Origin of the sequence: Brevibacterium sp. BDJS002 (assembly GCF_028201555.1) — a bacterium.
GTDB lineage: Bacteria > Actinomycetota > Actinomycetes > Actinomycetales > Brevibacteriaceae > Brevibacterium > Brevibacterium aurantiacum.
Genome location: NZ_CP116392.1, coordinates 3,917,376 through 3,941,592, shown reverse-complemented (window position 1 = coordinate 3,941,592; position 24,217 = coordinate 3,917,376). Strand labels below are relative to the sequence as shown.

Below are 24,217 nucleotides of genomic sequence, written 5' to 3'. Positions count from 1 at the left end.
TCTCTTGTATTCGACATCTTCTGTCTGTGATGGCTTGGGTCGTTCAGGCTTGCGCAGCGACGGCCTTGGTCTTCACCTTGCGCTTGCGAATCATGGCGACAAGCGAAGTCGGAAAGTCCTTCGCAGTGCCCAAAGCCGCGGTCACTCGATCGAGGTAGACCGCGATGATGACGACACCGAGTCCGGCCTCGACGCCGAGGGGCAGGTTCTGGGTGGCGACGGCCTCGACGACGTTCTTTCCCAAACCGTCGGCACCGACGAACCCGGCGATGACGGCCATGGCCAGGGCGAGCATGATGACCTGGTTGATGCCGGCCATGATCGTCGGTGTGGCGAGAGGCAGTTGGACGCCTCGGAGAATCTGACCCGGTGTGGCTCCGAAGGACTGACCGGCTTCAACCGTCTCCGAGTCGACTCCGCGGATTCCAAGTTCGGTGAATCTCACACCGGGAGGCAGGGCAAAGATGACCGTTGACACGAGTCCGGGCACCACGCCGATCCCGAAGAAGGTCACAGCCGGGATGAGGTAGACGAATGAAGGCATTGTCTGCATGAAGTCGAGCACGGGCCGGATGATGGAGGATGCCCTGTCGTTCCTGGCGGCCAGGATGCCGACCGGAACCGCGATGACGATCGCAATGACTGCCGCGATGATGACCAGTGCCAAGGTCTGCATCGCCGGCACCCATTGGTCCATCGTCATGATGAAGAACAGTGTGATCAGTGTGCCGATCGCCATCTGCCAGGACCGCAGGAGCCAGCCGATCAGCGCAAGCAGGACGATGATGACGAACGGATGGAGGTCGACAAGCACATTTGTCAGCGTGTCGATGAGGAAGTTGAAGAGGAAGGTGACGAAGTCGAAGAACCACGAGACGTTCTCTTTGAGCCAATCAAAGAGGGTATCAACCCACGCTCCCACCGGGATTCTGATGTTCTCCATTAGAGATCGCCCCTCCCACTTGCCGCTCCGGTTTCTGAGGCATCAGCTGTCTCGGCGAGGATCTGGTCGATGAGTCCGGTGTCCACTGGTGCAGTCCACTCCAAGTTGGCGTCATCGTGGGTCTGCTCTCCGTCTCCGTTCTGGTTGCCCAAGGCGGCGAGCAGGGTCGCTCGAGGGACGACCCCGACGAGATGCCCTTCGTCATTCGTCACTGGCACAGGAAGAGGAGTCTCCGAGGACGGTAGGAACAGCTCGATGAGCAGATCCTCGGGTGATGCTGATGTCGTCATTGGTTGGATGATCTCGTCCAGAGTGTTCCCGCCATTGCGGAGATGGTCGATGCAGGCGCGATCGCTGACGACACCGAGGAATTTTCGGTGGCGGTCGGTGACGTAGATCGCCGAAGCATTGCTCTCACGCATGTTGCGCAGAGCGACACGAGGCCCGTTCTGGTTGGTCACGACCTGTCGTGCCTTTTCCATCACGTTGCTCGCTGTCAGGACACGGGCACGATCGACGTCGTGGACGAACTGTGCGACGTAGTCATTGGCGGGATCGGTGAGGATCTCTTCTGGTGTGCCGACTTGGACGATGCGCCCGTTGCGCATGACTGCGATCCGATCACCGAGGAACATTGCCTCGTTGAGATCGTGGGTGATGAAGATGATGGTCTTCTTGAGCTCGCCCTGCAGCTCCACGAGCTGCTCCTGCATCTCGCGTCGGATGAGCGGATCCAGTGCCGAAAATGCCTCGTCCATGAGCAGGATGTCGGTTTCGGCAGCGAGCGCTCGTGCCAGACCCACACGCTGCTGCATGCCGCCGGAGAGCTGCTCGGGATACTTGTCTCCCCAGCCATCGAGGCCGACGGCTTTCAGCCAGCGGTCCGCGACTTCGTCGCGCTTGGCCTTCTCCGTCCCCCGAATTTCAAGTGCGTAGGAGGCGTTGTCGCGAACCGTCCGGTGCGGGAGCAGTGCAAAGTGTTGGAAGACCATTGAGATGTGTTCGCTGCGTACCTTGCGCAAAGCTGCCGCATCGATCTTGGCGATGTCTGTGCCCAGGACTTCGACCGACCCCGTGGTCGGAGCCCACAGCCCGTTGAGTGTACGAATCAGAGTGGACTTTCCGGAACCGGAGAGTCCCATGACGACGAAGATCTCACCCGCTTCGACCTCAAAGCTGGCATCGATGACCGCTGCTGTGCCGAGCTTTGTGAGTTCGTCGCGATCTGCACCTTCTTCGAGACGCTTGACGACTTCCTTCTGGCGTTTGCCGAAGACTTTGTACACGTTTGACGCTTTGACTACGCTCACGTGATTCCTCCTTACATTCTTGAACTTCCGCAAGAACGAGAGGCTTCACCCCCGTTTTTTGATGCGGTGGTGGTCGATCCGAACTGGGTCGATCGCTCACTCGACTCACCGCACACGGATATCTCGCTTCCTATTGTAGTTTTGTTCAGGGTTTTCGGTACAGGCTTTGTCGATAGAACGCGGTGTGGCGGACTTGACGACCGCTCTGACCAGGGGCGATGTGAAAGTATGCGTTACTTGATTGTTACAAACCGCTCTTGAGGCATATAGGTATGGCCTTATCCAATTTGTTACATAATGCGGATTTTTGATGGTGAACGAGGTTGTCAGCTCTCCGGGAGATGCGGCCAAGAGTCAGGGAATTTTCAGGAAGAGTTGCTCAAGAGCCAGCGCTCAGGAATCCGAGGATCTCAGGGTTGACCACCTCGGCGAACTCTTCGAAGAAACCGTGTCGACCACCAGGGCAGATGCGGATTCGAGAGTTCGGTATGCGCTCATGCAGCAGGTGGGCGTTGGCGACGGGGTTCATGAGGTCGTCGTCGCCGTGGACGATGAGCGTCGGTGCAGTGATCTCCGGCAGGCGCTCCCACCCGTTGTGACGGGCACTGATGCGCAGATGTGCCGCGGACTCCTGGGCAGTCATCGTGTCATCGCCGAGGAGTTTGCTGTAACTCGGGGCCACGGTCCAGTTCGGGGTGTAGAACAGTGAGAACAGGTACTGCGTATGTTCACGACCGCGCAGTCGCGCCAGATTCTGGCCCACCTCCCGGGGCCGCCTCACGGAATTCGGCCCTCCGGGTGTTGTGCACCCCAGAACCAGCGCACCGACACGTTCAGGGAAGTCCACAGCCAGCATCTGAGCAACTCGCCCACCCATCGACGTCCCGTAGACGGCGGCGCGGGTGATGCCCACATGGTCGAGAACCTCGGCGGCGTCGGCGGCGAAGCTTGCAGTTGAGATTTCACTCAGTTCACCGCGGCTGCCGCCGGTGCCGCGGTAGTCGAAGGTGACGGTGCGAAACTGAGGTTCGAAGTCCGAGCGCAGTTCGTCCCACCACTCGTGAGAGTTCGACTGCCCCTGGAGGAGGAGCAGGGCAGGTGCCTCGGGTGGGCCGCTGACCTGGATCGCGAGCGGAAATCCGTCTCGAGCGGTGATGGTGAGCTGGTCTCTGGTCTCCACGTGGTGTTCCTCTTCACTGGTGCGCCGGCCGAAGCACCTAGGCTTGGGCCATGAAGCAATTGCCGTTCCTCAATGATGCCGCAGATCCGCAGCGTCCGGCCATCATCGTTCCCGTCCAGGCAGCCTCGGCCGAGGACATCGCACGACAGTGCAGCGCCATCGCCGATATAGGAGTCGTCGACGTCATCGAATGGCGCATAGACCCACTGATCGGCAGAGACTCCGTGATCGACTGTGTCGCGGATGGGAGCAGCCAGGGGGCCGTCGCGATTGATCCCCAGAAGCTCGCCGAGGCGGTCCTGGGCTTGGCGGTACATGTGAGCACGGCTGGGCTGCCGGTTCTCATCACGCTGCGGACGGGGTTCGAGGGTGGCAGCGCCGACGTCAGCGAAGACATCTACACAGAGATCCTCAGAGCTGTCATCACCGGACTGCCTGAGAAGTCCGGGATCTCCGAGGCGCCGGGTGGGGCTGCGGGTGTCACGTGGGCACTCGATGTCGAAATCGATCGCCGAGGTGCGGCAGAGCTCATCGACCTGGCGCATGACCAGGGCCTGTCGGTGGTGGCCTCCCACCACAACTTCGCCCAAACGGACTCTCCAGAGGCATTGGCAACCACATTCACCCGGATGGCTGCGGCCGGGGCAGATGTGGCGAAGATAGCGATGATGCCGGTGACCCGTGCGGATGTTGCGGAACTCTTGCGGGCCACTGCGCTCGCCGAGGAGACTCTTGAGATTCCCGTGCTCGGAATCGCGATGGGTCAGCTGGGCAGAACCAGTCGGGTCATGGGCGCGGATTTCGGAAGCTGCGCAACGTTCGCGCAGCTGGGTCAGGCGTCGGCACCCGGCCAGATCGCCGTTGCGGATCTGGCCGGGATCATCGACCGGCTCTACGGCTGAAAGGCCAGCGAATCCGACCTGTCAACAGGGCGAATAGTCAGCCCTATCAACAGCGCGAATAGTCAGCGGTGCTGACTATTCAATGGAGCCGACTGGTCAGTCGACGTCTTCTTCGATCTGCTTGCGGAACTTCTTGGGCAGAGCGTCGTCGCCGAAACTGTTGCGCACGGTGCTGGCGGCGATGCGCTGCACGACGAGCTGTGCCACTGCGACGCCGACACCGGAGACGATGGTCCAGGCCAGAGCCTCTGACATCGAGATCTCGTCATCGACGGGGTTATTCGGTGCTGGTCGTTTGGTCGCCTTCTCCCAAGTGAAGGTCAACGCCTTTCGAGCCGCGAATGCTGCCACGATGGGCGCTCCGACGCCGATGACCTGCCATGCGAGCTTTCCCATGCTCGTGTCCTTTCGTTAGACGTTGTGCCTGCGGCGATGATGCGCCGCGCAGATGTCGCTGGGGTGCGAATCCGTACGTGACCACACTAGCGCAGGAGACCCATTCATACGCATGAGGCAGAACTTCATACTTTCGAGGGATGTGGCGTGCGCATGCGAGCGATAGATTGAAGCTTCAGCGCACGAGAGGAGCTGCAATGCTCAGCAGATGGAAAGTCGCGGTCATCACCGGGCTGTTCGCCTTCGGCGCGCTGGGTTTCGTTCTGGGGCTCTTCCCGCTGCTCGCCGACATCTTCTGGATTTTGTGGTTCGCCGGCTGCGGGGCATGCATCCTCGCGCTGGTCCTGACGGTAATCGTGCCGTCTCCTCGTTCCGCATCGAATCGTTCCGAGACAGGCCGTCTGGACACGAGCCGACTGGAAGCGGGCCGTTTCGCAGTGAACCGGCACGCACCGAGGCGGTCGGCAGCGGATTCGGCCGACGGTGTCAGCCAGCCATGATCAGTCTCTGAAGCTCCGCCGTCAGCTCCGCGTCTCGCGGGATCGGGTTCCCGTCCAGCTGATTGAGTGACACGGCCGTGCGCATCGAGGACACATACCAGGCGCCATCGGCCCCGACCACCTCGCTCAGGCCGAAGTCCGCATATTCGGCACTGAGCCCGAGCTCTCCCGCATGGTCGAAGATCAGGCGCTGGGTCGTGCCGGAGAGCAGACCTGCTTCCGGATTCGGCGTGAGAAGACGGTCGCCTCGGCGAATGATGAGGCTGGACGTCGGACCCTCGAGGACGACTCCATCGTGGGAGACGAGCAGGGCCTCGTCTGCGCCCTGCTCCGCCGCGTATCTTCCGGCGGCCTGGTTGACCGCATAGGACAAGGTCTTGGCCCCGATGAGCAGCCAAGGTGCCTTGCTTCCCAGGTAGGCATCGTAACCGCGATCGAGGCTGACGGCGGAGATGCCGTGTGCCCGCGCTCGCGTGATCTTCTCGTCGACGGGGACGTTGAAGGCCCACCCTCGTGGACTCTGGCTTCCATCGGGGTTCTGGGTTCCGCGTGAAAGCGCGTAGCGGACCCCGAACTCGGCGAGCGACGGATCGGCCGCGCGCACCTCGGCGATCACGGTGTCGAGCCCTCGGTCCCACAGCTCAGGTTCCGGATCGGGCAGGCCCAGCGCCGAGGCGGATGCGCAGAATCGTGTGAAATGGCGATCACGAGACACCACGGTCACCCCGTCGCCGATGCGCACGAGAACGGTCTCGAAGATGCCGTCGCCACGATGGGCAGACAGGTCCGTGACGGGGAGCTGCGGGGCACCGAAATCGGCCACCTCGACGGTGGACGCGGCAGGGTCGATGAGGACAAGAGCATCGGTCATACAGACAGTCTAGGTTCTCAGAAAACCTGCGCCGAGAGGCTGCTGCGCTCAGCCTGAGTTGAGCAGAAGCCGTGGTCAGCCTGCGCTGACGCCGAACAGGAGGCCGAGAGCGTATGTCACGGCTGCTGCGCCGAATCCCACCGCAAGCTGTCGCAGGGCGCGTGGTCCCGGAGCGGTTCCGGAGAGCAGGCCGACGGTGCCGCCGGTGAAGAGGAGTGCGATGCCGACGAGGCCGGCGGAGAGGAACACGGCGGGCAGGCCGGACATGCCGAAGATGTAGGGCAGGATCGGGATGAGGGCGCCCGAGGAGAAGAAGGCGAAGCTCGACAGCGATGCCCCCAGACCGGTGCCCAGTTCGTCGCGGTTGACTCCGGAGTCGAGGCTGGGCAGCTGAGGGGCCGCGTTCTTGGTCTTGGCTGCGGCGATCGTCCGATGTGCTCGAGCATCGGCTTCGGGGGAGTCCATGCCCCTGGCGCGGAAGACGAGAGCGAGCTCATTGGCGTCGATGTTGAGATCGGCCAGTGCGTGGCGCGATTCAGGATCCGGCGTCGACGCATCGAGCAGCTCGCGCTGGGACCGCACGGAAATGTACTCCCCGGCCGCCATGGACAGGGCCCCGGCGAGCAGGCCGGAGACGCCGGTGAGCAGAATGACGTGGTTGCCCACCCCGGCGGCGCCGACGCCGAGGACGAGGGCGAGGTTGGACACGAGACCGTCATTGGCGCCGAAGACTGCGGCCCGGAAATTGCCCGACAGGCGGGCCCGGGAGCGGGCGGCGAGAGCGCGCACAACCTCGGCGTGGATCCGCTCGTCGGCGGCCATCTCTGCCGATGCCGCCTCGTCGTCGTCATAGGGTGAACTCGTCTCCGACTGCTGCGCCAGAGCGAGAACGAAGACTGACCCGAACATTCGACCCAGGAACGCGAGGCTCAGGGTGACCAGATCGGGGGCCCGCTTCTTCTGCGCATGCTCGCCGAGGAGGTCGATCCAATGTTCCTGATGCCGGGATTCGGCGGTGGCCAGAGCGAGGAGGATTTCCCGATCTTCGCCGGTGCGACGCTCTGCCAGATTGCGGTAGACGCGCTCCTCGAGCCGCTCGTTCGCAAGATACCGCTGCCAGCGTCTGATCGTCCGGTGATCGGGCTCATGGGCAGCGTCGGGGGTGGTCGATTCGTTGTTCATCACTGGTCAGATTCTACTTGGAGTAGGCATTTGAATTCAACACTTGCGCAATCGACGAAGTATTGGTTGTTATTAATTCGTTACCTCAAAGATCCGAGGAATGGACTAGATTAAAGCTCAATGTGAGTTGTGTCACCGTTTCGTTATAGATGTATGTATTTCGTTACCAATGGCGAAGACATTGCGAAACGTGAGAATCAAGCTTCCCCTTGAGCTCGACCGGTTGCCACCGCTGTTGTTGCGAACTTCTGACAGCAGCGGTGGCAACCGGTCAGCGCTCAGCTATTCGTGTGCTGCGATTACCCCGTGGGTGACGTTCGGTCGATGACCGGGCGCGGTCAGAGATGCCCGCTCGCGAGTGTGTGCGAAAAGCAACCATGGTTCGTCTGGCACTTGAGGAGCGAAAGGAACTCCATGAAGTTGCGTACCAAAACATGGTTGGCGGTCACCGCCGCCACTGGTCTGGCTCTCGGCGGATTCAGTCCGGCACTGGCGGCTGGGAACGCGGGGCCAACCGAGCACACCGATATGGGCGTCACCGGTGACGCCGTGATGGATCATCTGCAGAAGATCTCCGATATCTCGACCTCCCGCGCCGATGACGGATTCCGCGCGTTGGGGACTCCCGGTTATGAGGAGTCGGTTGAGTACGTCGAACAGACACTTGAGGCAACTGGTGCCTTCGACGTCGAACGACAGGCCTTCGAGGTCGACGATCAGACCTTCGGCGAGGTCGCTGTCAGTGTCGACGGCGAGGAGGTCGAGGTCACCCCGGCCAGCTACACCGAGGGCACCGAAGAACCGCTGACCGATCTGTCGGTGGCGCTGCCGGTCGACGATGACTACAGCGACCTGGACGGCGGACAGCTGGGCTGCGAGGCCAGCGACTTCGATGACAGCGCGAAGGGCGCACTCGTCCTCGTTGCCCGCGGCACCTGCTCCTTCGGAGAGAAGACCCAGGCGGCCACGGATGCCGGAGCCGCAGCGGTCATCCTCTACAACAACGACACCTCTGCCCCCGATGAGGCACTCAACGCCACCCTCGGCGAACGTGTCGAGAACGGAGCGCCCACAGTCGGCGTCAGCTACAACGTCGGCAACGATCTGTTGACCAAGATCGAAGGTGCCTCCGAGGAAGAGCCGCTGCTGGCGGACTTCACCCTCGAAACCGAATACACCACCTCGACGACCTGGAACGTGATCGCCGAGACAAAGGCCGGCGACCACGACAACGTCCAGATGTTCGGCGCCCACCTCGACGGTGTCCGCGAAGGTCCGGGAGCCAACGACAACGGGTCCGGCTCAGCTGCACTGCTGGCCAGTGCCGAGGCTCTGGCCGAGCAGCCGAGCGAGGCCGACAACGCCATCCGCTTCGGCTGGTGGGCCGCGGAAGAGGTCGGACTCGTCGGTTCGACCAACTACGTGGAGAGCCTCGGCGACGCCGAGCTTTCTAAGGTCAAGTCGTACATGAACTTCGACATGATCGGCTCCGACAACTACATCGTCGGCACCCTGGATTCGGACGGCTCCGATGTGCCGATCCCGGACGGCGTCAACGTGCCCGAAGGATCGGCGGAACTCGAGCAGATCTTCACCGACTACTTCGCCGACAACGATCAGCCCAACGTCGGAACCGACTTCTCAGGCCGTTCGGACTACCAGGCATTCATCGACAACGGCATTCCAGCCAGCGGACTGTTCTCCGGTGCGGATGGAACGAAGACAGAGCAGGAAGCCGAATGGTTCGGCGGAACCGTTGGTGACAACCACGACACCAACTACCATCAGCCCACGGACACGATCGAGAACGTGAGCCAAGAGTCTCTCGACATCTTCGCGCCGGCCATCGGCTATTCGGTGCACACGCTCGCATACGATCTCAGCGATGCGCCGGACCCGACCGATCCGCCGACCACCCCACCCACGGATCCTCCGACAGGGACTCCTACCGAGACGCCGACCGATGATCCGACGGAAGCCCCGGGCGAGCGGAGTCTGAGCATCGATCCGAAGACGATCGACCAGGCTGACTTCGTCGGTGAGAAGGGCGTGCAGGTGGCAGCCGCCGGCTGTACCCCAGACACCACCGCCACGATGACCGTGGAGCCGCAGAACGGCGAGATCGAGACATTCGAGCAGACCGCGACGGCAGATGCCGAGTCCGTGGCCAAGTTCGGCGTACGCGGTCTCGACGAGTCCAAGGCCGCAACCTACGTCGGCAAGTACGACGTCACGGTCGACTGCGACGGCGGTGACCCGCTGTCCGGTTCCTTCGAGGTCCTGGCCGAGGACGGCGACGGCCCGGGTGCAGGTGATGGCGGCGGAGACCTGCCGCGCACAGGCAATGAGGCACTGCCTCTGGTGATCTCGGCCGGCGCACTTATGGTGCTCGGTGTGATCATGACAATGGGAGCTCGCCGCCGCAAGGCCTGAGTGTCCCCCGAATGCCACGCGGGCCGGTGACTGAAAAAGTTCACCGGCCCGCGTGCCCATTCACAGCCTTCAGCACCCGCTCATCTTGGTCAGGCAGAATTGTTTCGTGACTCCCAAACTCTTCTTCAAGACCTTTGCCATTGCAGAGACCATCACCTGGACTCTGCTCATCATCGGCATGATCCTCAAGTACACCCACATCACCGAGATCGGGGTGCGCATCGGCGGCGGCATCCACGGGTTCGTCTTCATCTGCTTCGTCATCGCCGTCATCGGCGTCGGCACCTCGCAGATGTGGAGCAAGAAGCGCATCGCCACTGGCCTGGCCTCGGCCATCATTCCCTACGCCACGATTCCCTTCGAAAGATCCGTGGAAAAGACCGGAGCGCTGCAGGGTGGCTGGGGACTGGGCGCGAACGGTCGTACCCCGCGGAACTGGTTCGAGAAGCTCACCTCCTGGGCGATCCGCTCACCATTCCTGGCCATCGGTGCGGGAATCATCTTCGTCATCATCATCTTCAGCGGACTGCTGTTCCTCGGCCCTCCCGGCGAATGGGGCAAGTGAACCTCGCACAGCCTCGGCGGGCCTGTCCAGGACATGCAGACTCGCATAGGATGAACACAACGGGCGCTGTGGTCCCACTGCGCCTGGTCCCTTCCAATCCAGAATCTCGGAAAGGCTCAAGTGGATTTCATCCTGGGCGCCGTAGTCATCGGTGCCATAGTCATCATCGCCCTGATCGCGTTCTTCGTGATCATGCGCTCGATCAAGATCGCCTCCCCGTCTGAGGCCCTCATCATCACCGGCCGCAATGCCAGCAGTTCGGGTGGCACCGGTCGCATCATCATCGGTGGACGCTCAGTCGTCTATCCGATCGTGCAGAAGGCATTCATCCTGTCGCTGTCCTCACGTCAGATCGCCGTCGCGATCGACGGCATCTCGATGAACGGCATCGCATTGCGCCTGCACGGAGTTGCGCAGGTCAAGGTGGGCGGCACAGAGGAAGACGTGCGCAAAGCAGCACAGCGCTTCCTCGATCAGCAGGATCAGATCGAGCCCTACAGCACAGAGATCCTCTCCGGTACGCTGCGTGCCGTCGTCGGTACGCTGACCGTTGAGCAGATCATTCAGGATCGCGCTTCCTTCGCCTCGCAGGTGCAGGAGGAATCCGCGCACTCGATGAACAACCAGGGTTTGGTCATCGACACATTCCAGATCTCTGCGGTCGAGGACGAGGGCAGCTACCTGAAGGACTGGGGTCGCCCACAGGCAGCCGAGGTCGCGAAGAATGCCGCCATCGCCGAGGCGAACGCCAGTCGCGCCTCCTCTGTCGAGGAAGCGCTGCAGAACGAGTCGACCCAGAAGCAGCAGGCCCTGACCGATCAGGCCATCGCCGAACAGCAGCAGCAGCTCGCACTGCGGCGAGCAGCACTGAAGGAAGAAGCCGATCAGCGTCAGGCTGCGGCCGACAACGCCGGACCGCTCTCCGCTGCGGCAGAGAAGCAGAAACTGCTCGAACGTGACCGGGTTGTCGCGAAGGAAGCCGCAGAACTTCGCGCCGAACAGCTAGATGCCGAGGTCAGGCGTCCTGCCGACGCGGAACGATACCGCCAACAGGCGGAGGCCGACGCGCGAGCCTACGATGTCGAAGCCCAGGGCCGAGCCGAGGCAGCCGCCGAGCTGCATCGCCGGTCCAAGGACGCTGAAGCCATTCGGCTCGAGGGCGAGGCCCAGGCCGACGCGATCAAGGCTCGTGGTGAGGCGGAGGCTGGAGCTCTCCAGGCTCAGGCCGAGGCCTACAAGAAGTTCAACGATGCGGCCGTGCTGTCGAAGGTCCTCGAGGTCCTGCCGACCATCGCCGGAGAGCTTGTCGCACCATACGCGAACATCAAGGACCTCTCGATCGTGTCTACCGATGGTGAGTCCAAGCTCGCGAACTCGGTGTCGAACAACCTCGCGCAGGTTCTCGAGGTCGTGCGCGGCACCACCGGCATCGACCTCAGCGATCTGGTCAGCAAGGCGCAGAACCAGGGCGGAACGGCCCCCACGACCGGTGGGGGCCGCGATGGCTCGACCACATTCGACGACGCGGGGGACTTCTCCGGGTCGGGTTCTGCAGGCGGTGGAGCCGACGACAACGATCAGGTCGTCGAAGGTGAGATCTCCGAGGGACACGGCAGTCAGTCAGGTCGCGGAGGTCGCTCGGGTCGCGGAGGGGCGAAGCCCTCCGGTCTGGGAGATCCCAGCGCATGGTCGGGTGGGAACTTCGATCCGAAGGACTACCTCGACGAGAACGGTGAACTTGACCTCACCCATATCGGCGATGACGTGAAGAAGGCCACCGGAATCGACGTGCAGTCCTACATCGCCGAGGCACTGCGCCGACGTGACGGGCGTGACGGCGACTCGGACGGCTCAGGCGGTCCCGCCAAGAAGTAGCCTGTGCTGTGATCGGCACTCCCACTGCCCGGGGTTGATCTCGGGCTCAGTGCAGAATTGATGCGTACGTGCTCGGCAGTTGCTGCCGGGCACGTACGCATTCTGCGTTCGGGTGTGCTGCCCGGGCCCGCCTCGGCGGTGACTGACGGGGTCGGCGCATGGTGGGGCCGGGAGCTGGTGCGCAGCAGCATTCGGAGTGGGGTGAGATCGTGTGACTATGAATTCATGCATAAAGACATGCGCATATGTTAATGTGATTGCATAGGAGGTTCACATGGCACATGACCACTCGCACGATTCAGGATCGCGTCGACGCTTGGCGATCGTCTTCGGCATCGTCCTGGTGATCTTCGTCTTCCAGGTGATCGGCTCGATCACGACGGGCAGTCTGGCGCTGCTGATTGACACCGGACATAATTCTGTCGACCTCATCGGCATCGGGATCGCACTCTTCGCCGCCACCCTGGTCCGCAAGCCGCCGAAGGGTCAGAAGACCTGGGGGTTTCGCCGGGCCGAGGTGCTTGCCGCCGGAGCGCAGGCGACTCTGCTGCTGGGACTCGGCGTCTACAGCCTCATAGAGGGCATTCGTCGCTTCTTCGTCCTCCGGAGGTACCGGGCCCGGAGCTGATGCTCTTCGGTGCCGTCGGACTTCTCGGCAATATAGTGTCGATCATCATCCTCAGTTCCTCCAAAGGGCAGTCGCTCAACCTCAAGGCCGCATTCCTCGAGGTCATCGCCGATGCGTTGGGATCCGTCGCCGTCATCCTCGCCGCCGTCTCCATCTGGCTCTTCGACTGGACCCGCGCCGATGCCGTGGCAGCTCTGTTCATCGCCGCGCTGATCGTCCCCAGAGCCTTCTCCATCTTGAAGGAGACCGGATCGATCCTGCTTGAAGTCGCCCCCAGGGAACTCGACCTCGACAAGGTCAAGATGCACATTGAAGGAGTCGAGCACGTCCAAGAGGTCCACGACCTTCACGTGACGCGCATCGATTCGAACCTCCCCGTGCTCACCGCCCACGTGGTCCTCGCCGACGAATGCTTCTACGACGGTCATGCCCCGCGAATACTCACGGCGCTCCAGGAGTGCCTGGCTGAGCACTTCAAGGTCGCGATCGAACACTCGACGTTCCAGTTCGACAGGGCGAAGGACGCGGCCCAGGAGACGCACACCCACACCTGAGGCTTGGGCGGCAGGCGGCGTTCGGCGGGCGGCGGGCGGCGGCTCAGCTCGTTCTGTGACTGTGCCTGCAGGGTTCACTTCGCAGTGGACGCACGACAGTTGGTAAGTCCCAGTCGAAAATCTCGCTCTCGTCGACCGGGAGTTACCAACCGTTTGCCTATTCGGCGAAGGGCCAGTTCGGCGATGGGGCGGTGGTTGCTTGGCGATTCGGCGGCTCAGCTCTGCGGCAGGATCTGCAGCGAGTCGGTGCGGAACTTCTCGAGCCTCGCGGGGTCGATCGAAACGCCGAAGCCGACGCCTGTGGGCACGTCGACCTTGCCGTCGTACATGACGATCTCTTCGGTGATGTCCTCGTGGAAGAAGCGATTCGATCCGGAGATGTCTCCGGGCAGCGTGAAACCGGGCAGAGATGCCAGGGCGGCATTGGCGGCACGGCCCAAACCGGTCTCGACCATTCCGCCGTGCCAGACTGCTACACCATGTGCGGCGCAGAGATCATGGATCTTCTTCGCCTCGATGAAGCCGCCCACTCGTCCGGGCTTGATGTTGATGACGGCTGCCGCACCCATGGAGATCGCATCGGCGGCGGCTTCAGCGGAGTCGATCGACTCGTCCAGACACATCGGAGTCTCCATCAGCTTCGCGAGCTCGCCGTGCTGGCGGATGTCGGCCTCTCCCAAGGGCTGCTCAATGAGGAGGAGGCCGTACTCGTCGAGCCTGCGCAGGTGGGAGGCATCGACGAGGGTATAGGCGGCGTTGGCATCGACCTGGAAGCCGAAGTCATCGCCGAAGGCCTTGCGCACCGCGGCGATCGGGGCAATATCCTTACCCGGCTTGATCTTGAGTTTGATGCGGGCATACCCCTCGTCCAGATACCCGCCGATGACTCTGACCGTCTCTTCGACAGAATCCTGGATGCCCACGGAGACTCCGGAGGGGACGGAGTCGACGACGCCGCCCAGGTAGGTCTTAAAGGACTGGTCATTGAGCTTGAGCTGGGCCTCGATGACGGCCATCTCCAGCGCCGACTTCGCCATCGGGTGACCGATCACGTGACGCAGATGCCAGGACACGGTCTCCGCAGTCAGTTCGTCGACGTCGAAGAGGATCGGAGCCAGCCACCGGTTCGTCACATCGATGCCCGAAGCCACGTACTCAGAAGAGTAGAGCGGGGAGATCATCGCCACCGACTCACCCCAGCCCGTGATCTCACCCTTCGGGGTGTCGAAGGTGGCCTCGACGAGGTAGCAGTCCTTCTCCGTCTCCCGCATGAACGAGGTCTCGAAGGGGGTGACGAGGGGAATGGACACCTGGTGGAGAGTGATCGACTTGAGTTTCATGCGCCATGCACCTTCTTTGTGTTCGGGGCTGATGATCCTACTGACCCAGCCTATAACCACTCGCGGGACCATCTCGGCGGGCATTGGAGTATGGGACACAGGTGGACATCCGAAGCGCGGAACCCGCCGATTTCGGTGGACAAGCTGAGCGCGAGATCGACATGAGTCTCCCTCGGAATACTCCGACAGGATTCCTTGTGTCCACCTGCGGCTCGCACAACCCGTCTCACGCGCCGGTCTGCCGCTGGAGCGCGTGCGCCCGACCTTGGTACTGTGAGTCAAAGATCTCGCTCAACTTAAGGGAGAGCTACGTGAACGACTACCTGCGGTCGCTCAAAGGTCGGAAGCAGAAGTGGTTCGGACTCAAACTGCCAGTCAAAGCTGCACTTGCGCAGCCGTATCTCCACCCGATGCTGAGGACGGTGGCGCCCCACATCAACGGCATCAAGGTCGGCAGACTGCCAGCACCGATCGGACTCACCGAGGTCCGCGGGCGTGCCGGAGGCGCCGGCTTCTACCTCGTCGATCCGTTCCGCTGCGAGATCGCCAAGGAATTCTACTGGGGCAAGGGTCGCCGTGCGGAGGCAGAGGACGCCTTCGCACTCGACCTCATGGTCGAACTGTCCCGCGACGCGGACGTGTTCCTCGACATCGGCGCCTACACCGGGGTGTTTACGATGGCGGTGCTGGCCGCGAATCCGACCGCGGTCGCCCACTCGTTCGAGATCATCCCCGCCGTCGTCACCGGGTTGGAGAAGAACGTAGCGCGCAACCACCTCGGCGATCGGGTGACTGTTCATCCGACGGGCGTCGGCAAGCCCGGCACCACGATGCAGGTGCCCACCGGCGACGGGGGATCGGCATTGCCGTCGTTCTATGGGACTGGCATGGACTTCGACTCCGGTGCGCAGGTGCGCTTCACCTCGCTCGACGAGATCCTCCCGGATCTGCCGCCCGGCCGTCCGCAGGTGACCGTGAAGATCGATGTGGAAGGGGCGGAGAACGACATCTTAGACAACGGTCGGGAAATGTTGGGCACGCTGCAGCCGGACATCCTGTGCGAGGTCCTCGACGACCGGGCACAGCCCGAGCAGCTGATGCGTATCCTCGACCGCTTCGACTACCACTACTACCTCGTCGGCGACGATCACCTCAGCGCTCATGACGAGATCGTCCCCGACCCGCATTTTCGCGACTGGCTCTTCACCACGAAGAACCCGGAGGACATGCGGGTCGCGGGCTACCCGGTCAGGTGACAGACCGAGTCAGCACAGCGCGCTGAGCCTCGCTTCAGCCCTGCTGCCGAAGGCTCGCCTCAACCCTGGAGCTGACCAGTGGATTCAGCATTGGAGCTGATCGGCGATGAGGGCCGCGAGCAGGGCTGTGCGTGGGGCGATCTCAGCGATGACCGCGTGCTCATGCTCAGCATGCGCACCATCGCCCACGGCACCCAGGCCGTCAAGAGTCGCAATGCCGTCACCGGCGGTGAAGTTGCCGTCCGAAGCGCCGCCCACGGACACGCCCTCTGGAGCGGGCAGGCCGAGTTCAGCAGCCAGGGCAGTGGCACGATCGAAGAGTTCAGCCGACTGCTCACGTTCGAACGGCGGACGGTTGATTCCGCCGATGACCTCGATCGACGAGCCTTCCAGCTGCGGGCGGGTGGCGAGTTCACGCATGGCTGCATCGACTCGATCGAGTTCGGCAGCGGTGCGTGCACGCACATCCACATCAACGCGCGCCTCGGCGGGAACCGTGTTCGAGGTGGTGCCCGCACTGATCACGGTCGGGACCACAGAGGTGCCCGCTGAAGCATCGGCAAGATCTGCGACAAGGGGCAGGTGCAGGGCCAGCGCCATGCCCGCGTTGATCCCCTTCTCCGGTTCGAGCCCGGCGTGAGAGGCCTTGCCCGTGAACACGAGTGTGTAGTTGCTCGTGCCCTTGCGCTCGAGCTTGAGCGCACCGCCGGCGCTCGCCTCCATCACATACACGGCCTTCGCCTCGGCCGCCTCGGCGCGAATGAGATCGGATGAGGAGATCGACCCGATCTCCTCATCACCGGTGACCAGAATCGACAGCCCCTCAAGGGCGCCCTCGCCGAGGTGCTCGCGCAGAATCGCGCTCGCGTGGATGCTCATGATCGCCCCGGTGAGCATGTCGAAGCTGCCCGGTCCGCGCAGGATCCCCTCGTCGGTGGAGAAGGGCTTGCGGTCCAAGGTCCCGTGCGGCCACACCGTGTCCTGATGGTTGAGAAGGACGACGCGGGCCGGGCACGAACCGAACCGCAGGCGCACATGGGCGGTGTCATCGACGGCGATGACCTCAGCGGTGGCCCCGAGTCGTTCGCGCAGCAGTTCGACGAAGTCCTGGGCACCCGCGGCCACGGCTGCCTTGTCGTGCGACGGCGTCTCCTTCGTGATGACGCGTCTGATGTCATCGAGGATGAGGGGGAGGCGGTCGGTGGCCTTCGAGACGAGGTCAGCGGACTGGAGATCTGAGGACAGTGAGGTGGTCATGCGCCGATTCTACGATGTGGCCTGCAAGGGCGGTTGCGGCGTCCGCATCATGCGACGTGACAGGGCAGGCCCGGGATGTGAAATGTCCGGCCTCACCAGGTCACAAACACTGCGGTTTGTGGTTTGCTTGACCCATGGGTGAGGCAGTCAATTCCAAGCGGTACACGCCGGAAGAACGCACGCTGTATCGGGAGAAGCTCGCGGAGAACCTCGAGCTCTTCGACACGTATCTGCGCCATGCGGAGTTCAAGTCCGCGGGCACGATCGGTCTGGAGCTCGAACTCAACCTCATCGACTCCGACAATCAGCCGAGCCTGAACAACACGAAGGTCCTCGAGCGCCTCGACGATGAGTACCAGTCGGAGATCGGCGGGTTCAACCTCGAACTCAACCACCCGGTGCTGCAAGTGGCCGGGCGCGGGCTGAAGACTCTGGAAGCGGGCGTGGCGCACCGGTTGGGCAAGGCCCAGAAGGCCGCCGAGGCGGAAGGGCTGAAGGTCGCATCGATCGGGACTCTGCCGACCCTAAGCACCCAGTTCCTCACCGAAGAGACATGGATCACCGAAGAGAATCGCTACGAGGCGCTGAGCAACTCGATCGTCGACGCTCGGGGTGAGTACGTCCGCATCGAACTCGACGGCGAGGAGAAGTACAAGCATGAATTCTCCGATATCGCCCCGGAAGCATCCTGCACCTCGATGCAGCTGCACCTGCAGGTCGCACCCAACAAGTTCGCCGAGGCGTGGAACGCCTCCCAGGCGATCGCGGCAGCCCAGGTCGCGATGAGTGCGAACTCCCCACTGTTCGTCGGTCGCAAACTCTGGCACGAATCCCGGATCCCGGTGTTCACCCAGTCCATCGATACGCGCACCCCGGAGCTCGTGAATCAGGGAGTTCGGCCCCGAGTCTGGTTCGGGGAGCGCTGGATCACGAGCGTCTTCGACCTCTTCGAAGAGAACGTCCGCTACTTCCCACCGCTGCTGCCCGAGATCAAGGACTTCGTCGAGTTCAGTTCGGCCGATGCTCCGAAGCTCTACGAACTCAACCTGCACAACGGCACCGTGTGGCGCTGGAACCGACCCATCTACGACTCTTCGGACTCCGGAGCTCACATCCGCGTGGAGAACCGACTGCTCCCAGCCGGCCCGACGCCCGTCGACATGGTCGCCGATGCCGCCTTCTATTACGGTCTGGCCGAATTCCTCGTCGGAGAGAACCGCCCCGTGTGGTCGCGGATGTCCTTCAGCGAGGCGGAGGAGAACTTCTTCGCCTGTGCCAAGGACGGCATCCATGCGCGCGTGACCTGGCCGAAGATCGGCCACATCGATGTCGCGGACCTCGTGCTCGATGTTCTCATTCCGCAGGCGCGCAGGGGACTGAGCCGATTGGGCATCGACAAGGACGTCATCGAAGAGTACATGTCGATCATCGAAGGCCGGGCCGAGAAGCGGACCAACGGTGCGACCTGGCAGCTGAAGATGCTTGACCGCTTGGCCCCGAACAGTGCGCCGGACTCACCTGAGCGCCGCGAAGGACTTAAGCAGATGATGGACGCCTACGTGGCGAACCAGGCCTCAGGCGACCCCGTCCATACCTGGGACGTGCCCGTCTGAGGAGCCATGGCTCTGCCTGGAGTCAGAGGCGTTTGACCTTGCTGAGTCAGAGGCGTTCGACCTCGACGAAGACGATGTCGTCGGTCCCATTGGGATTCGAGACCTCATGTTCGGACCCTGCCGCGCGTGTGTAGCTGACTCCTGCTTCGAGGTCTGCGACGATCGAGGTCCCATCCGAGTTCCGCACGTGCATCGCATCTGTGACCATCGGAATGACGACGTACTCGTATTCGTGCTTGTGCATGGGGATGACCCCATTGGGTTGGATCGTCCACCTGGTCACGCGGAAGACTCCGTTGTCGAGCTGGATCTCACCTGTCGAACCGGTGTTCTCATCGCTCATGATTGACACTCCTTCTGATCGTCACTGCTGGTCTGCTCCTCACCCTAGCCTTCAGCGCAACAGCATCCCAGCCCTGCACGTGACCCGCGGCACACAGGAACCTCCTCGGCGGTTAGCATGAGCAGTATGCGATACCCCTACGCTGACATCGACGATGTCGAAGACGATATCCGCGAAACCATTTTGACCGTGTCAGAGAAGTCGGGCTTCGTGCCCAACGTCTTCCTGTCCCTGGCCCGCCGCCCCGCGGAGTTCCGCGCTTTCTTCGCCTACTACGACGCTCTCATGGAGAAGGAGACCGGGAACCTGACCAAAGGAGACCGGGAGATGATCGTCACGGCCACCTCGGCGGTCAACAACTGCCTCTACTGCGTCGTCGCCCACGGAGCCGTGCTGCGGATCATGGAGAAGAAGCCCCTGGTCGCCGACCAGGTGGCCGTCAACTACCGCCAGGCCGACATCACCGACCGACAGAAGACGATGCTCGATTTCGCGATGACAGTCTGCACGGAGCCCTGGGCGCTGTCCGACGCTGACTTCGCAGCCCTGGCCGAACACGGATTCGACGACGAGGACGCCTGGGACATCGGCGCCATCACCGGCTTCTTCGGCCTGTCCAACCGCATGGCACACGTGGGCGGAATGATGCCCAACCCCGAGTTCTACCTCATGGGACGCGTCCACGTGAGAGGAAGTGACCAATGACCACGAGCACTCAGACGAGCGCACCCCGCGTCTCTGACCGGGCCGGACTCGTCCGGCCTTTCGCCGCCATGAATATCGTGGCCAAGGTCCAGGAGATGTCGCGCCAGGGCCAGGACACCATCGCCATGTGCCTGGGCGAACCGACCCAGGGTGCACCCGGGCCGGTGCGCAGGAGAGCCGCCGAGGTGGTCACCGACGGCACGAACCTCGGCTACTCCCCGATCTTCGGCATCCCCGAACTGCGAACAGCCATCGCCGGGCATTACCGCGACTGGTACGGCGTTGAGGTGCCCACGGAACGCATCGCCATCACCACGGGTTCCTCCGGTGCCTTCCAGACCGCCTTCCTGACCTGCTTCGACGCAGGTGACCGCGTCGCACTCGCCCGCCCGGGTTACGGCGCATATAAGAACATCCTCGCCGCATTGAACTGCGAGATCGTCGAACTCGACTGCGGTGGAGACCATGGCTTCCAACCGACTGTCGAACTCCTCGAGCAGGCACATGCGAAGGCCCCGCTCAAGGGACTCATGCTCGCATCGCCGGCGAATCCGACGGGGACGATGATCTCAGGCGAGCACCTCGGCGAACTCATCTCCTGGTGCGCCGAACACGGTGTGCAGGTGATCTCCGACGAGATCTACCACGGCATCAGCTACATCGGCACGCGTGGTGAGACCGCGTTGGCCCATGATGACAATGCCATCGTCATCTCCTCGTTCTCGAAGTACTGGGCGATGACCGGATGGCGGCTCGGCTGGGCGATCCTGCCCGAGTCATTGGCGTCGGCGGCACAGAACGTGACCGGGAACCTCTCGCTGTGTGCCCCGGTTCCGGCTCAGTATGCGGCCGTGGCGGCGTTCACCGAGGAGTCCTATGCCGAATGCGAGACCGCGGTCGAATCCTTCGCCCGAGCTCGCAAGCACGTTCTCGACGCCACCGCTGACCTGGGGTTCTCCGATATGGCCCCGCCTGATGGGGCGTTCTACATGTATGCCCGCATCGATGAGATCCTGCAGCGGTCGGACGCTGGCATCGACACCGCGACCGATTGGTGTCAGTCTCTGCTTGAGACCACCGGAGTTGCCTTGGCGCCGGGTGATGACTTCGACTCCCTCAACGGGCCTCGTTCGGTGCGGCTGTCGCTGGCTGTCGGTGCGGACAAGACCGCCGAGGCGCTCGACCGGATCCTCGACTTCATGAGATGACTCCGAATTCGGCCGCAGCCCACGGCGAGGGACCGCCCGCGAAGCCACCCGTGTCGGGTTCATCCGCCGGTTCGGTCCCGCCGTCCTCCGGTCTGCCGACGCTGGGCATCATCGTGTCCGCACTGCTCTTGGGGTCGGCCGGTCTGTTCGTCATCCTCGCCGAGGCGAGTGCTCCGACCGCGGCATTCCTGCGCTGTTGGATCGCTGTCATCGTCTTGGCGCCGCTGGCCGTCCTCGAGCTCCGACGCCATGGACTCCTGCCGTCGAGGGCGCTTGTGGTCGGTGCTGTTTCAGGTGCGGCACTGGGCATTGACTATGTGCTGTGGGCCCAGAGCGTCCTCGATGCGGGGGTCGGTGTCTCCACAGTCCTCATCAGCGTCCAGGTCATCGTGTTCCCGGCCCTGGTCTGGGTTTTCGGAGGAACGCGGCCCGGGTGGCTGTTCATCACGTGCATTCCCCTCATGATCATCGGCATGCTGCTCACCGGAGGCGTCTTCGGCGCCGATGAGGGAGCAGCGAACCCAGAGCGCGGCGCGATCTTCGGAGTGCTGTCTGGAATTCTCTACGGCGTCTACATCTTCGGCATCCACCACTGTCGCAAGGCAGCACCGAACTTCGTGGTCGCGCCGGTGGCAGTGGGCACGATCGCTGCAGGAGTCATGACGGCGATCGCCGGTCTCTTACTCGGCGGGCTCGACTTCGACCTGGGTTGGGACGGTTGGGCGTGGATGGTGGCGCTGGCGGTCTTCGGCCAGGCTCTGTCATGGGTGCTGCTGAGCATCTCCAGCCCGTTGGTGTCGGTGTCGCGGACCGCAGCCCTGATGCTGCTCCAACCGCTGTCGGCCGTGGTTCTGGGCTCAGTCATCGCCGGAGAGCGGCTGCAGCCGGCGCAGTGGATCGGCGCGGTGCTGGTCGTCATCATCGTCTGGATTGTCGGTGGCGGCCCGGAGGCGCTGCGCAGACGACGCTGACGTTGGCGCAGACGAGGTTGACCCTGGTGCAGACGACGCTGATGCTGGTCGGGTCCTGGCGACTTATGCGCTCAGTGCTCGTGACCTTCGACGGTGTGGGCCAGAGCGTCGAGGATGATGTGAGCGACGTGGTCGTCCTTGAGTGAGTAATAGGCTTCGCGGCCGATTCGGTTGACCCCGACGAGGTGGAGGCCACGCAGGAATTTCAGATGTTGGGAGACCAGTGGCTGCGAAAGCTCGGTGGACTCGACGATATGCGTCACGGTCGCCTCGCCGTGAGCGAGGACCAGCAGCATCTTCAGCCTCGACGGCGTGGCCAGTGCCTTGAACAGGTCGGCGGTCTCAGAGATGGCTTCGAGATTGCCCTCGGGGTCGCGCAGGAGCTGATTGACTGCGGCATTGACCGGGGTGGAATCTGAAGTGGAAGCCATGGATAGAGATTACCGGAAATTCTGCGGTGATCTCACTGTTCAGCTGAGGGCTTCGACGTTGTCCTGGGTGCCGATGAGGTCGTCGGCCAGTGACTCCCACTGCTCATAGGCGTCGGGCAAGGCAGATCGTTGGACGGCCTGTGCCGCCTCGGTGGGGGCCATCGTGTGCCAATTCTCGATCTGCACGAGTCCCGGATTCTGGACGTCCGGGTTGATTCCGTAGAAGGACTTCGTGGCATAGATGGGGTCGTTGAGGCGCTCGGGTTCACCCCACCCCTGCGAGGGGCGCTGCTGGAACAGGCCGACCGAATCGCGGTCACCCGAGTCGAGGTTCCGCAGCGAGGATTCCTGGAGCGCGGTCATGAGAGCGATTCTGATCGCGCGGTCATCGAAGTCGCCGCCGCGACCGATGCCGATGATCAGTCGGGCATTGTCGATCTGCTGCTCGGACAGTTGATTCACTGAAGCCATCTGCATCTGCCTGATCGTCGTCGAACCGAAGGAGATAGGCGAATTGACGATGATGACGGCGGCGAGGACCAAGGCCATCACCGCTGCCCCGAAACCGATCAGGGCACCACGAAGTACGGACCGAGAGCCCTTGCGGTGTCGAGTCGTTCCAGCCATGAATATAACGATAATGCAACAAACTGAGGGGTGCATGTGTCCACGCCGTGCCTTTTGTCACAGAACGGTCACGGAAGTGAATTTTTTGTGTGCGTCGGTGGTGACGCGTCATGTTCCAAGTCTGCGTCATCTCCTCAGGACGAATCGACTGGCCCGCCGTCTAGGATCAAAGCATGATCTTCGTGAGACGACGCAACCCGAGACCTCCACTCTTCGGGTGCCTGGTGGGTGTGATCGCGCTGTTCGTCATGGGGGTCGTGGTCATCGCAGTCGTCGCCGCAGTGGTCCTTATGAGCGCTGACATCGACAATTCGATTGAGGACTCGGGCAGTGGCTCGAGCGGGAATGGTGCATCGAGCAGTGCCCCAGCTTCCCCCGGGCAGTGGTCGAGCGGCGGCTGAACGGCGGTTGAGCGACTGAGATGACTCAGTTCGCGGTGCTTCTGCCGGCGGCTGTTGTCTGCACAGGCTGACGCAGAACCGTCCGCAACTTTTCCGGAGCCGTTCTTCGCAGGTCGCTGAGGTAGATCTCGTGGTGTCTGCCGGTCATCTCGAACCCCGCGGCCGGGATGACGTCTGTGTGCATGAGCTCGAGTACGGGTCCTTCGGTGTCGAATGGCCCGATGTGCAGGGTCTGAATGCTTGTCCCCTCGTGCAGCGTCGTCATGCGGAGGTCGCCGAGGCGGGGGAGGGTCTTGCGTTGTGCAGACAGTGTGGAAGCGTGGTCGAGATGGGACTGGTCCAGCCAGTCAGGCACGAGCAGCATGAGCGTGAAGTCCCACTGAGACTTATCGCGGGCGCTCGTGAACGTGGACATGTCCTCTGCCCACCACAACCCCTCGAACGGCGGGACGACGTAGTCACGACCCAGCTCGTTCTTGCTGAAGAACTTCAGGGCGTAGGCCAGCGGATAGAGCGTCTCAATGGCCGAGGTGAAATCGGGTGACGAATTCGGATCGCCGTGCCCGTCGACCATGAGGTACTGCAGTGGTGGCATGGTAAGGGTGTCGAAGACGCCGTGCTTGGCGCGATAGCCGCGCAGCGTCTTCTTGAAATCGATCTTGTTCAAGGCGCATTCCGATCCGGCAGAAGTGATTGTCCGATTCTACGAGGCGAGCCTGATGCTCA

At 62.7% G+C, this 24,217-nt stretch carries 23 protein-coding genes and 1 pseudogene; 12 read left to right on the top strand and 12 right to left on the bottom strand.

All coding sequences use genetic code 11. The features are described 5' to 3' along the window. Window positions 1-43: 43 nt before the first annotated feature. The 3 genes from PGC08_RS18190 to PGC08_RS18180 all read right to left on the bottom strand — a co-directional run bounded on the left by PGC08_RS18190 (window position 44) and on the right by PGC08_RS18180 (window position 3,433). Window positions 44-943 (bottom strand): ABC transporter permease, encoded by a 900-nt coding sequence (locus tag PGC08_RS18190; protein ID WP_271709081.1) that lies wholly within the window; start codon window positions 941-943, stop codon window positions 44-46. Then, window positions 943-2,253, bottom strand: coding sequence for a quaternary amine ABC transporter ATP-binding protein (locus tag PGC08_RS18185; RefSeq protein ID WP_271709080.1), 1,311 nt, complete (start codon window positions 2,251-2,253; stop codon window positions 943-945). The genes PGC08_RS18190 and PGC08_RS18185 overlap by 1 nt, the downstream gene beginning before the upstream one ends. Window positions 2,254-2,632: 379 nt before the next feature. Then, window positions 2,633-3,433 carry an alpha/beta fold hydrolase gene (locus PGC08_RS18180; RefSeq protein ID WP_271709079.1) on the bottom strand — a complete coding sequence of 267 codons (801 nt, stop codon included), beginning with the start codon at window positions 3,431-3,433 and terminating at the stop codon, window positions 2,633-2,635. Window positions 3,434-3,483: 50 nt separating this feature from the next. Between PGC08_RS18180 and PGC08_RS18175 the strand changes: the two genes are divergently transcribed. Beyond that, on the top strand, window positions 3,484-4,335 hold the full coding sequence (locus PGC08_RS18175) for a type I 3-dehydroquinate dehydratase (RefSeq protein ID WP_271709078.1): 852 nt from the start codon (window positions 3,484-3,486) through the stop codon (window positions 4,333-4,335). Window positions 4,336-4,431: 96 nt separating this feature from the next. Here the strand turns inward: PGC08_RS18175 and PGC08_RS18170 are convergent, their stop codons facing one another. After that, window positions 4,432-4,731 carry a DUF4235 domain-containing protein gene (locus PGC08_RS18170; RefSeq protein WP_198395769.1) on the bottom strand — a complete coding sequence of 100 codons (300 nt, stop codon included), beginning with the start codon at window positions 4,729-4,731 and terminating at the stop codon, window positions 4,432-4,434. Between the two features lie 197 nt (window positions 4,732-4,928). Between PGC08_RS18170 and PGC08_RS18165 the strand changes: the two genes are divergently transcribed. Beyond that, window positions 4,929-5,231 carry a hypothetical protein gene (locus PGC08_RS18165; protein ID WP_271709077.1) on the top strand — a complete coding sequence of 101 codons (303 nt, stop codon included), beginning with the start codon at window positions 4,929-4,931 and terminating at the stop codon, window positions 5,229-5,231. Here PGC08_RS18165 and PGC08_RS18160 read toward each other — a convergent pair. Both PGC08_RS18160 and PGC08_RS18155 read right to left on the bottom strand, forming a co-directional pair. Continuing rightward, window positions 5,218-6,102 carry an aminotransferase class IV gene (locus tag PGC08_RS18160; protein ID WP_271709076.1) on the bottom strand — a complete coding sequence of 295 codons (885 nt, stop codon included), beginning with the start codon at window positions 6,100-6,102 and terminating at the stop codon, window positions 5,218-5,220. The two genes, PGC08_RS18165 and PGC08_RS18160, sit on opposite strands and share 14 nt — an antisense overlap. Window positions 6,103-6,177: 75 nt before the next feature. Beyond that, window positions 6,178-7,284, bottom strand: coding sequence for a VIT1/CCC1 transporter family protein (locus tag PGC08_RS18155; protein ID WP_271710083.1), 1,107 nt, complete (start codon window positions 7,282-7,284; stop codon window positions 6,178-6,180). Window positions 7,285-7,698: 414 nt separating this feature from the next. Between PGC08_RS18155 and PGC08_RS18150 the strand changes: the two genes are divergently transcribed. The 4 genes and pseudogenes from PGC08_RS18150 to PGC08_RS18135 all read left to right on the top strand — a co-directional run bounded on the left by PGC08_RS18150 (window position 7,699) and on the right by PGC08_RS18135 (window position 13,339). Beyond that, the gene (locus PGC08_RS18150) at window positions 7,699-9,717 is read left to right on the top strand and encodes a M28 family peptidase (RefSeq protein ID WP_271709075.1); all 2,019 of its coding nucleotides are present in this window, start codon (window positions 7,699-7,701) and stop codon (window positions 9,715-9,717) included. 106 nt (window positions 9,718-9,823) lie between these two features. Continuing rightward, window positions 9,824-10,282 (top strand): DUF3817 domain-containing protein, encoded by a 459-nt coding sequence (locus PGC08_RS18145; RefSeq protein ID WP_271709074.1) that lies wholly within the window; start codon window positions 9,824-9,826, stop codon window positions 10,280-10,282. A 120-nt stretch (window positions 10,283-10,402) separates the two neighbouring features. Continuing rightward, on the top strand, window positions 10,403-12,157 hold the full coding sequence (locus PGC08_RS18140) for a flotillin family protein (RefSeq protein ID WP_271709073.1): 1,755 nt from the start codon (window positions 10,403-10,405) through the stop codon (window positions 12,155-12,157). 274 nt (window positions 12,158-12,431) lie between these two features. Then, window positions 12,432-13,339: pseudogene (locus PGC08_RS18135) on the top strand (cation diffusion facilitator family transporter). Window positions 13,340-13,554: 215 nt separating this feature from the next. On the opposite strand, the gene menC reads toward PGC08_RS18135, so the two are convergent. Continuing rightward, window positions 13,555-14,679: an o-succinylbenzoate synthase gene (gene menC / locus PGC08_RS18130; protein ID WP_271709072.1), complete on the bottom strand. Its 1,125-nt coding sequence runs from the start codon at window positions 14,677-14,679 to the stop codon at window positions 13,555-13,557. A gap of 311 nt (window positions 14,680-14,990) precedes the next feature. On the opposite strand from menC, the gene PGC08_RS18125 reads away from it, so the two are divergent. Then, window positions 14,991-15,935 (top strand): FkbM family methyltransferase, encoded by a 945-nt coding sequence (locus PGC08_RS18125; protein ID WP_271709071.1) that lies wholly within the window; start codon window positions 14,991-14,993, stop codon window positions 15,933-15,935. Between the two features lie 84 nt (window positions 15,936-16,019). On the opposite strand, the gene PGC08_RS18120 is transcribed toward PGC08_RS18125, so the two are convergent. Next, window positions 16,020-17,192, bottom strand: coding sequence for a M20 family metallopeptidase (locus PGC08_RS18120; protein WP_271709070.1), 1,173 nt, complete (start codon window positions 17,190-17,192; stop codon window positions 16,020-16,022). A 134-nt stretch (window positions 17,193-17,326) separates the two neighbouring features. On the opposite strand from PGC08_RS18120, the gene PGC08_RS18115 reads away from it, so the two are divergent. Continuing rightward, complete coding sequence (locus PGC08_RS18115; RefSeq protein ID WP_271709069.1) at window positions 17,327-18,805, top strand: glutamate-cysteine ligase family protein; 1,479 nt, start codon at window positions 17,327-17,329, stop codon at window positions 18,803-18,805. A 46-nt stretch (window positions 18,806-18,851) separates the two neighbouring features. Here PGC08_RS18115 and PGC08_RS18110 read toward each other — a convergent pair whose 3' ends face one another. After that, a complete protein-coding gene (locus PGC08_RS18110) occupies window positions 18,852-19,148 on the bottom strand; it encodes a cupin (protein WP_271709068.1) in 297 nt (98 codons plus the stop codon). A gap of 117 nt (window positions 19,149-19,265) precedes the next feature. Here PGC08_RS18110 and PGC08_RS18105 point away from each other — a divergent pair, with 117 nt between their 5' ends. From PGC08_RS18105 to PGC08_RS18095, 3 genes are read left to right on the top strand one after another with little or no spacing between them, the layout of a single operon-like run. Further along, window positions 19,266-19,853, top strand: coding sequence for a peroxidase-related enzyme (locus PGC08_RS18105; RefSeq protein WP_271709067.1), 588 nt, complete (start codon window positions 19,266-19,268; stop codon window positions 19,851-19,853). Continuing rightward, complete coding sequence (locus tag PGC08_RS18100; RefSeq protein WP_271709066.1) at window positions 19,850-21,061, top strand: pyridoxal phosphate-dependent aminotransferase; 1,212 nt, start codon at window positions 19,850-19,852, stop codon at window positions 21,059-21,061. The genes PGC08_RS18105 and PGC08_RS18100 overlap by 4 nt, the downstream gene beginning before the upstream one ends. Beyond that, window positions 21,058-22,032, top strand: a complete 975-nt coding sequence (locus tag PGC08_RS18095) for a DMT family transporter (RefSeq protein WP_271709065.1) — start codon at window positions 21,058-21,060, stop codon at window positions 22,030-22,032. The genes PGC08_RS18100 and PGC08_RS18095 overlap by 4 nt, the downstream gene beginning before the upstream one ends. Window positions 22,033-22,103: 71 nt before the next feature. On the opposite strand, the gene PGC08_RS18090 is transcribed toward PGC08_RS18095, so the two are convergent. Both PGC08_RS18090 and PGC08_RS18085 read right to left on the bottom strand, forming a co-directional pair. Then, on the bottom strand, window positions 22,104-22,463 hold the full coding sequence (locus PGC08_RS18090) for an ArsR/SmtB family transcription factor (protein WP_009882302.1): 360 nt from the start codon (window positions 22,461-22,463) through the stop codon (window positions 22,104-22,106). 39 nt (window positions 22,464-22,502) lie between these two features. Continuing rightward, window positions 22,503-23,090 carry a peptidoglycan-binding protein gene (locus PGC08_RS18085; protein ID WP_271709064.1) on the bottom strand — a complete coding sequence of 196 codons (588 nt, stop codon included), beginning with the start codon at window positions 23,088-23,090 and terminating at the stop codon, window positions 22,503-22,505. Window positions 23,091-23,263: 173 nt separating this feature from the next. Between PGC08_RS18085 and PGC08_RS18080 the strand changes: the two genes are divergently transcribed. Next, the gene (locus PGC08_RS18080) at window positions 23,264-23,491 is read left to right on the top strand and encodes a hypothetical protein (RefSeq protein ID WP_009882305.1); all 228 of its coding nucleotides are present in this window, start codon (window positions 23,264-23,266) and stop codon (window positions 23,489-23,491) included. A gap of 25 nt (window positions 23,492-23,516) precedes the next feature. Here PGC08_RS18080 and PGC08_RS18075 read toward each other — a convergent pair whose 3' ends face one another. Next, window positions 23,517-24,158, bottom strand: a complete 642-nt coding sequence (locus PGC08_RS18075; protein WP_271709063.1) for a GyrI-like domain-containing protein — start codon at window positions 24,156-24,158, stop codon at window positions 23,517-23,519. Window positions 24,159-24,217 lie beyond the last annotated feature (59 nt).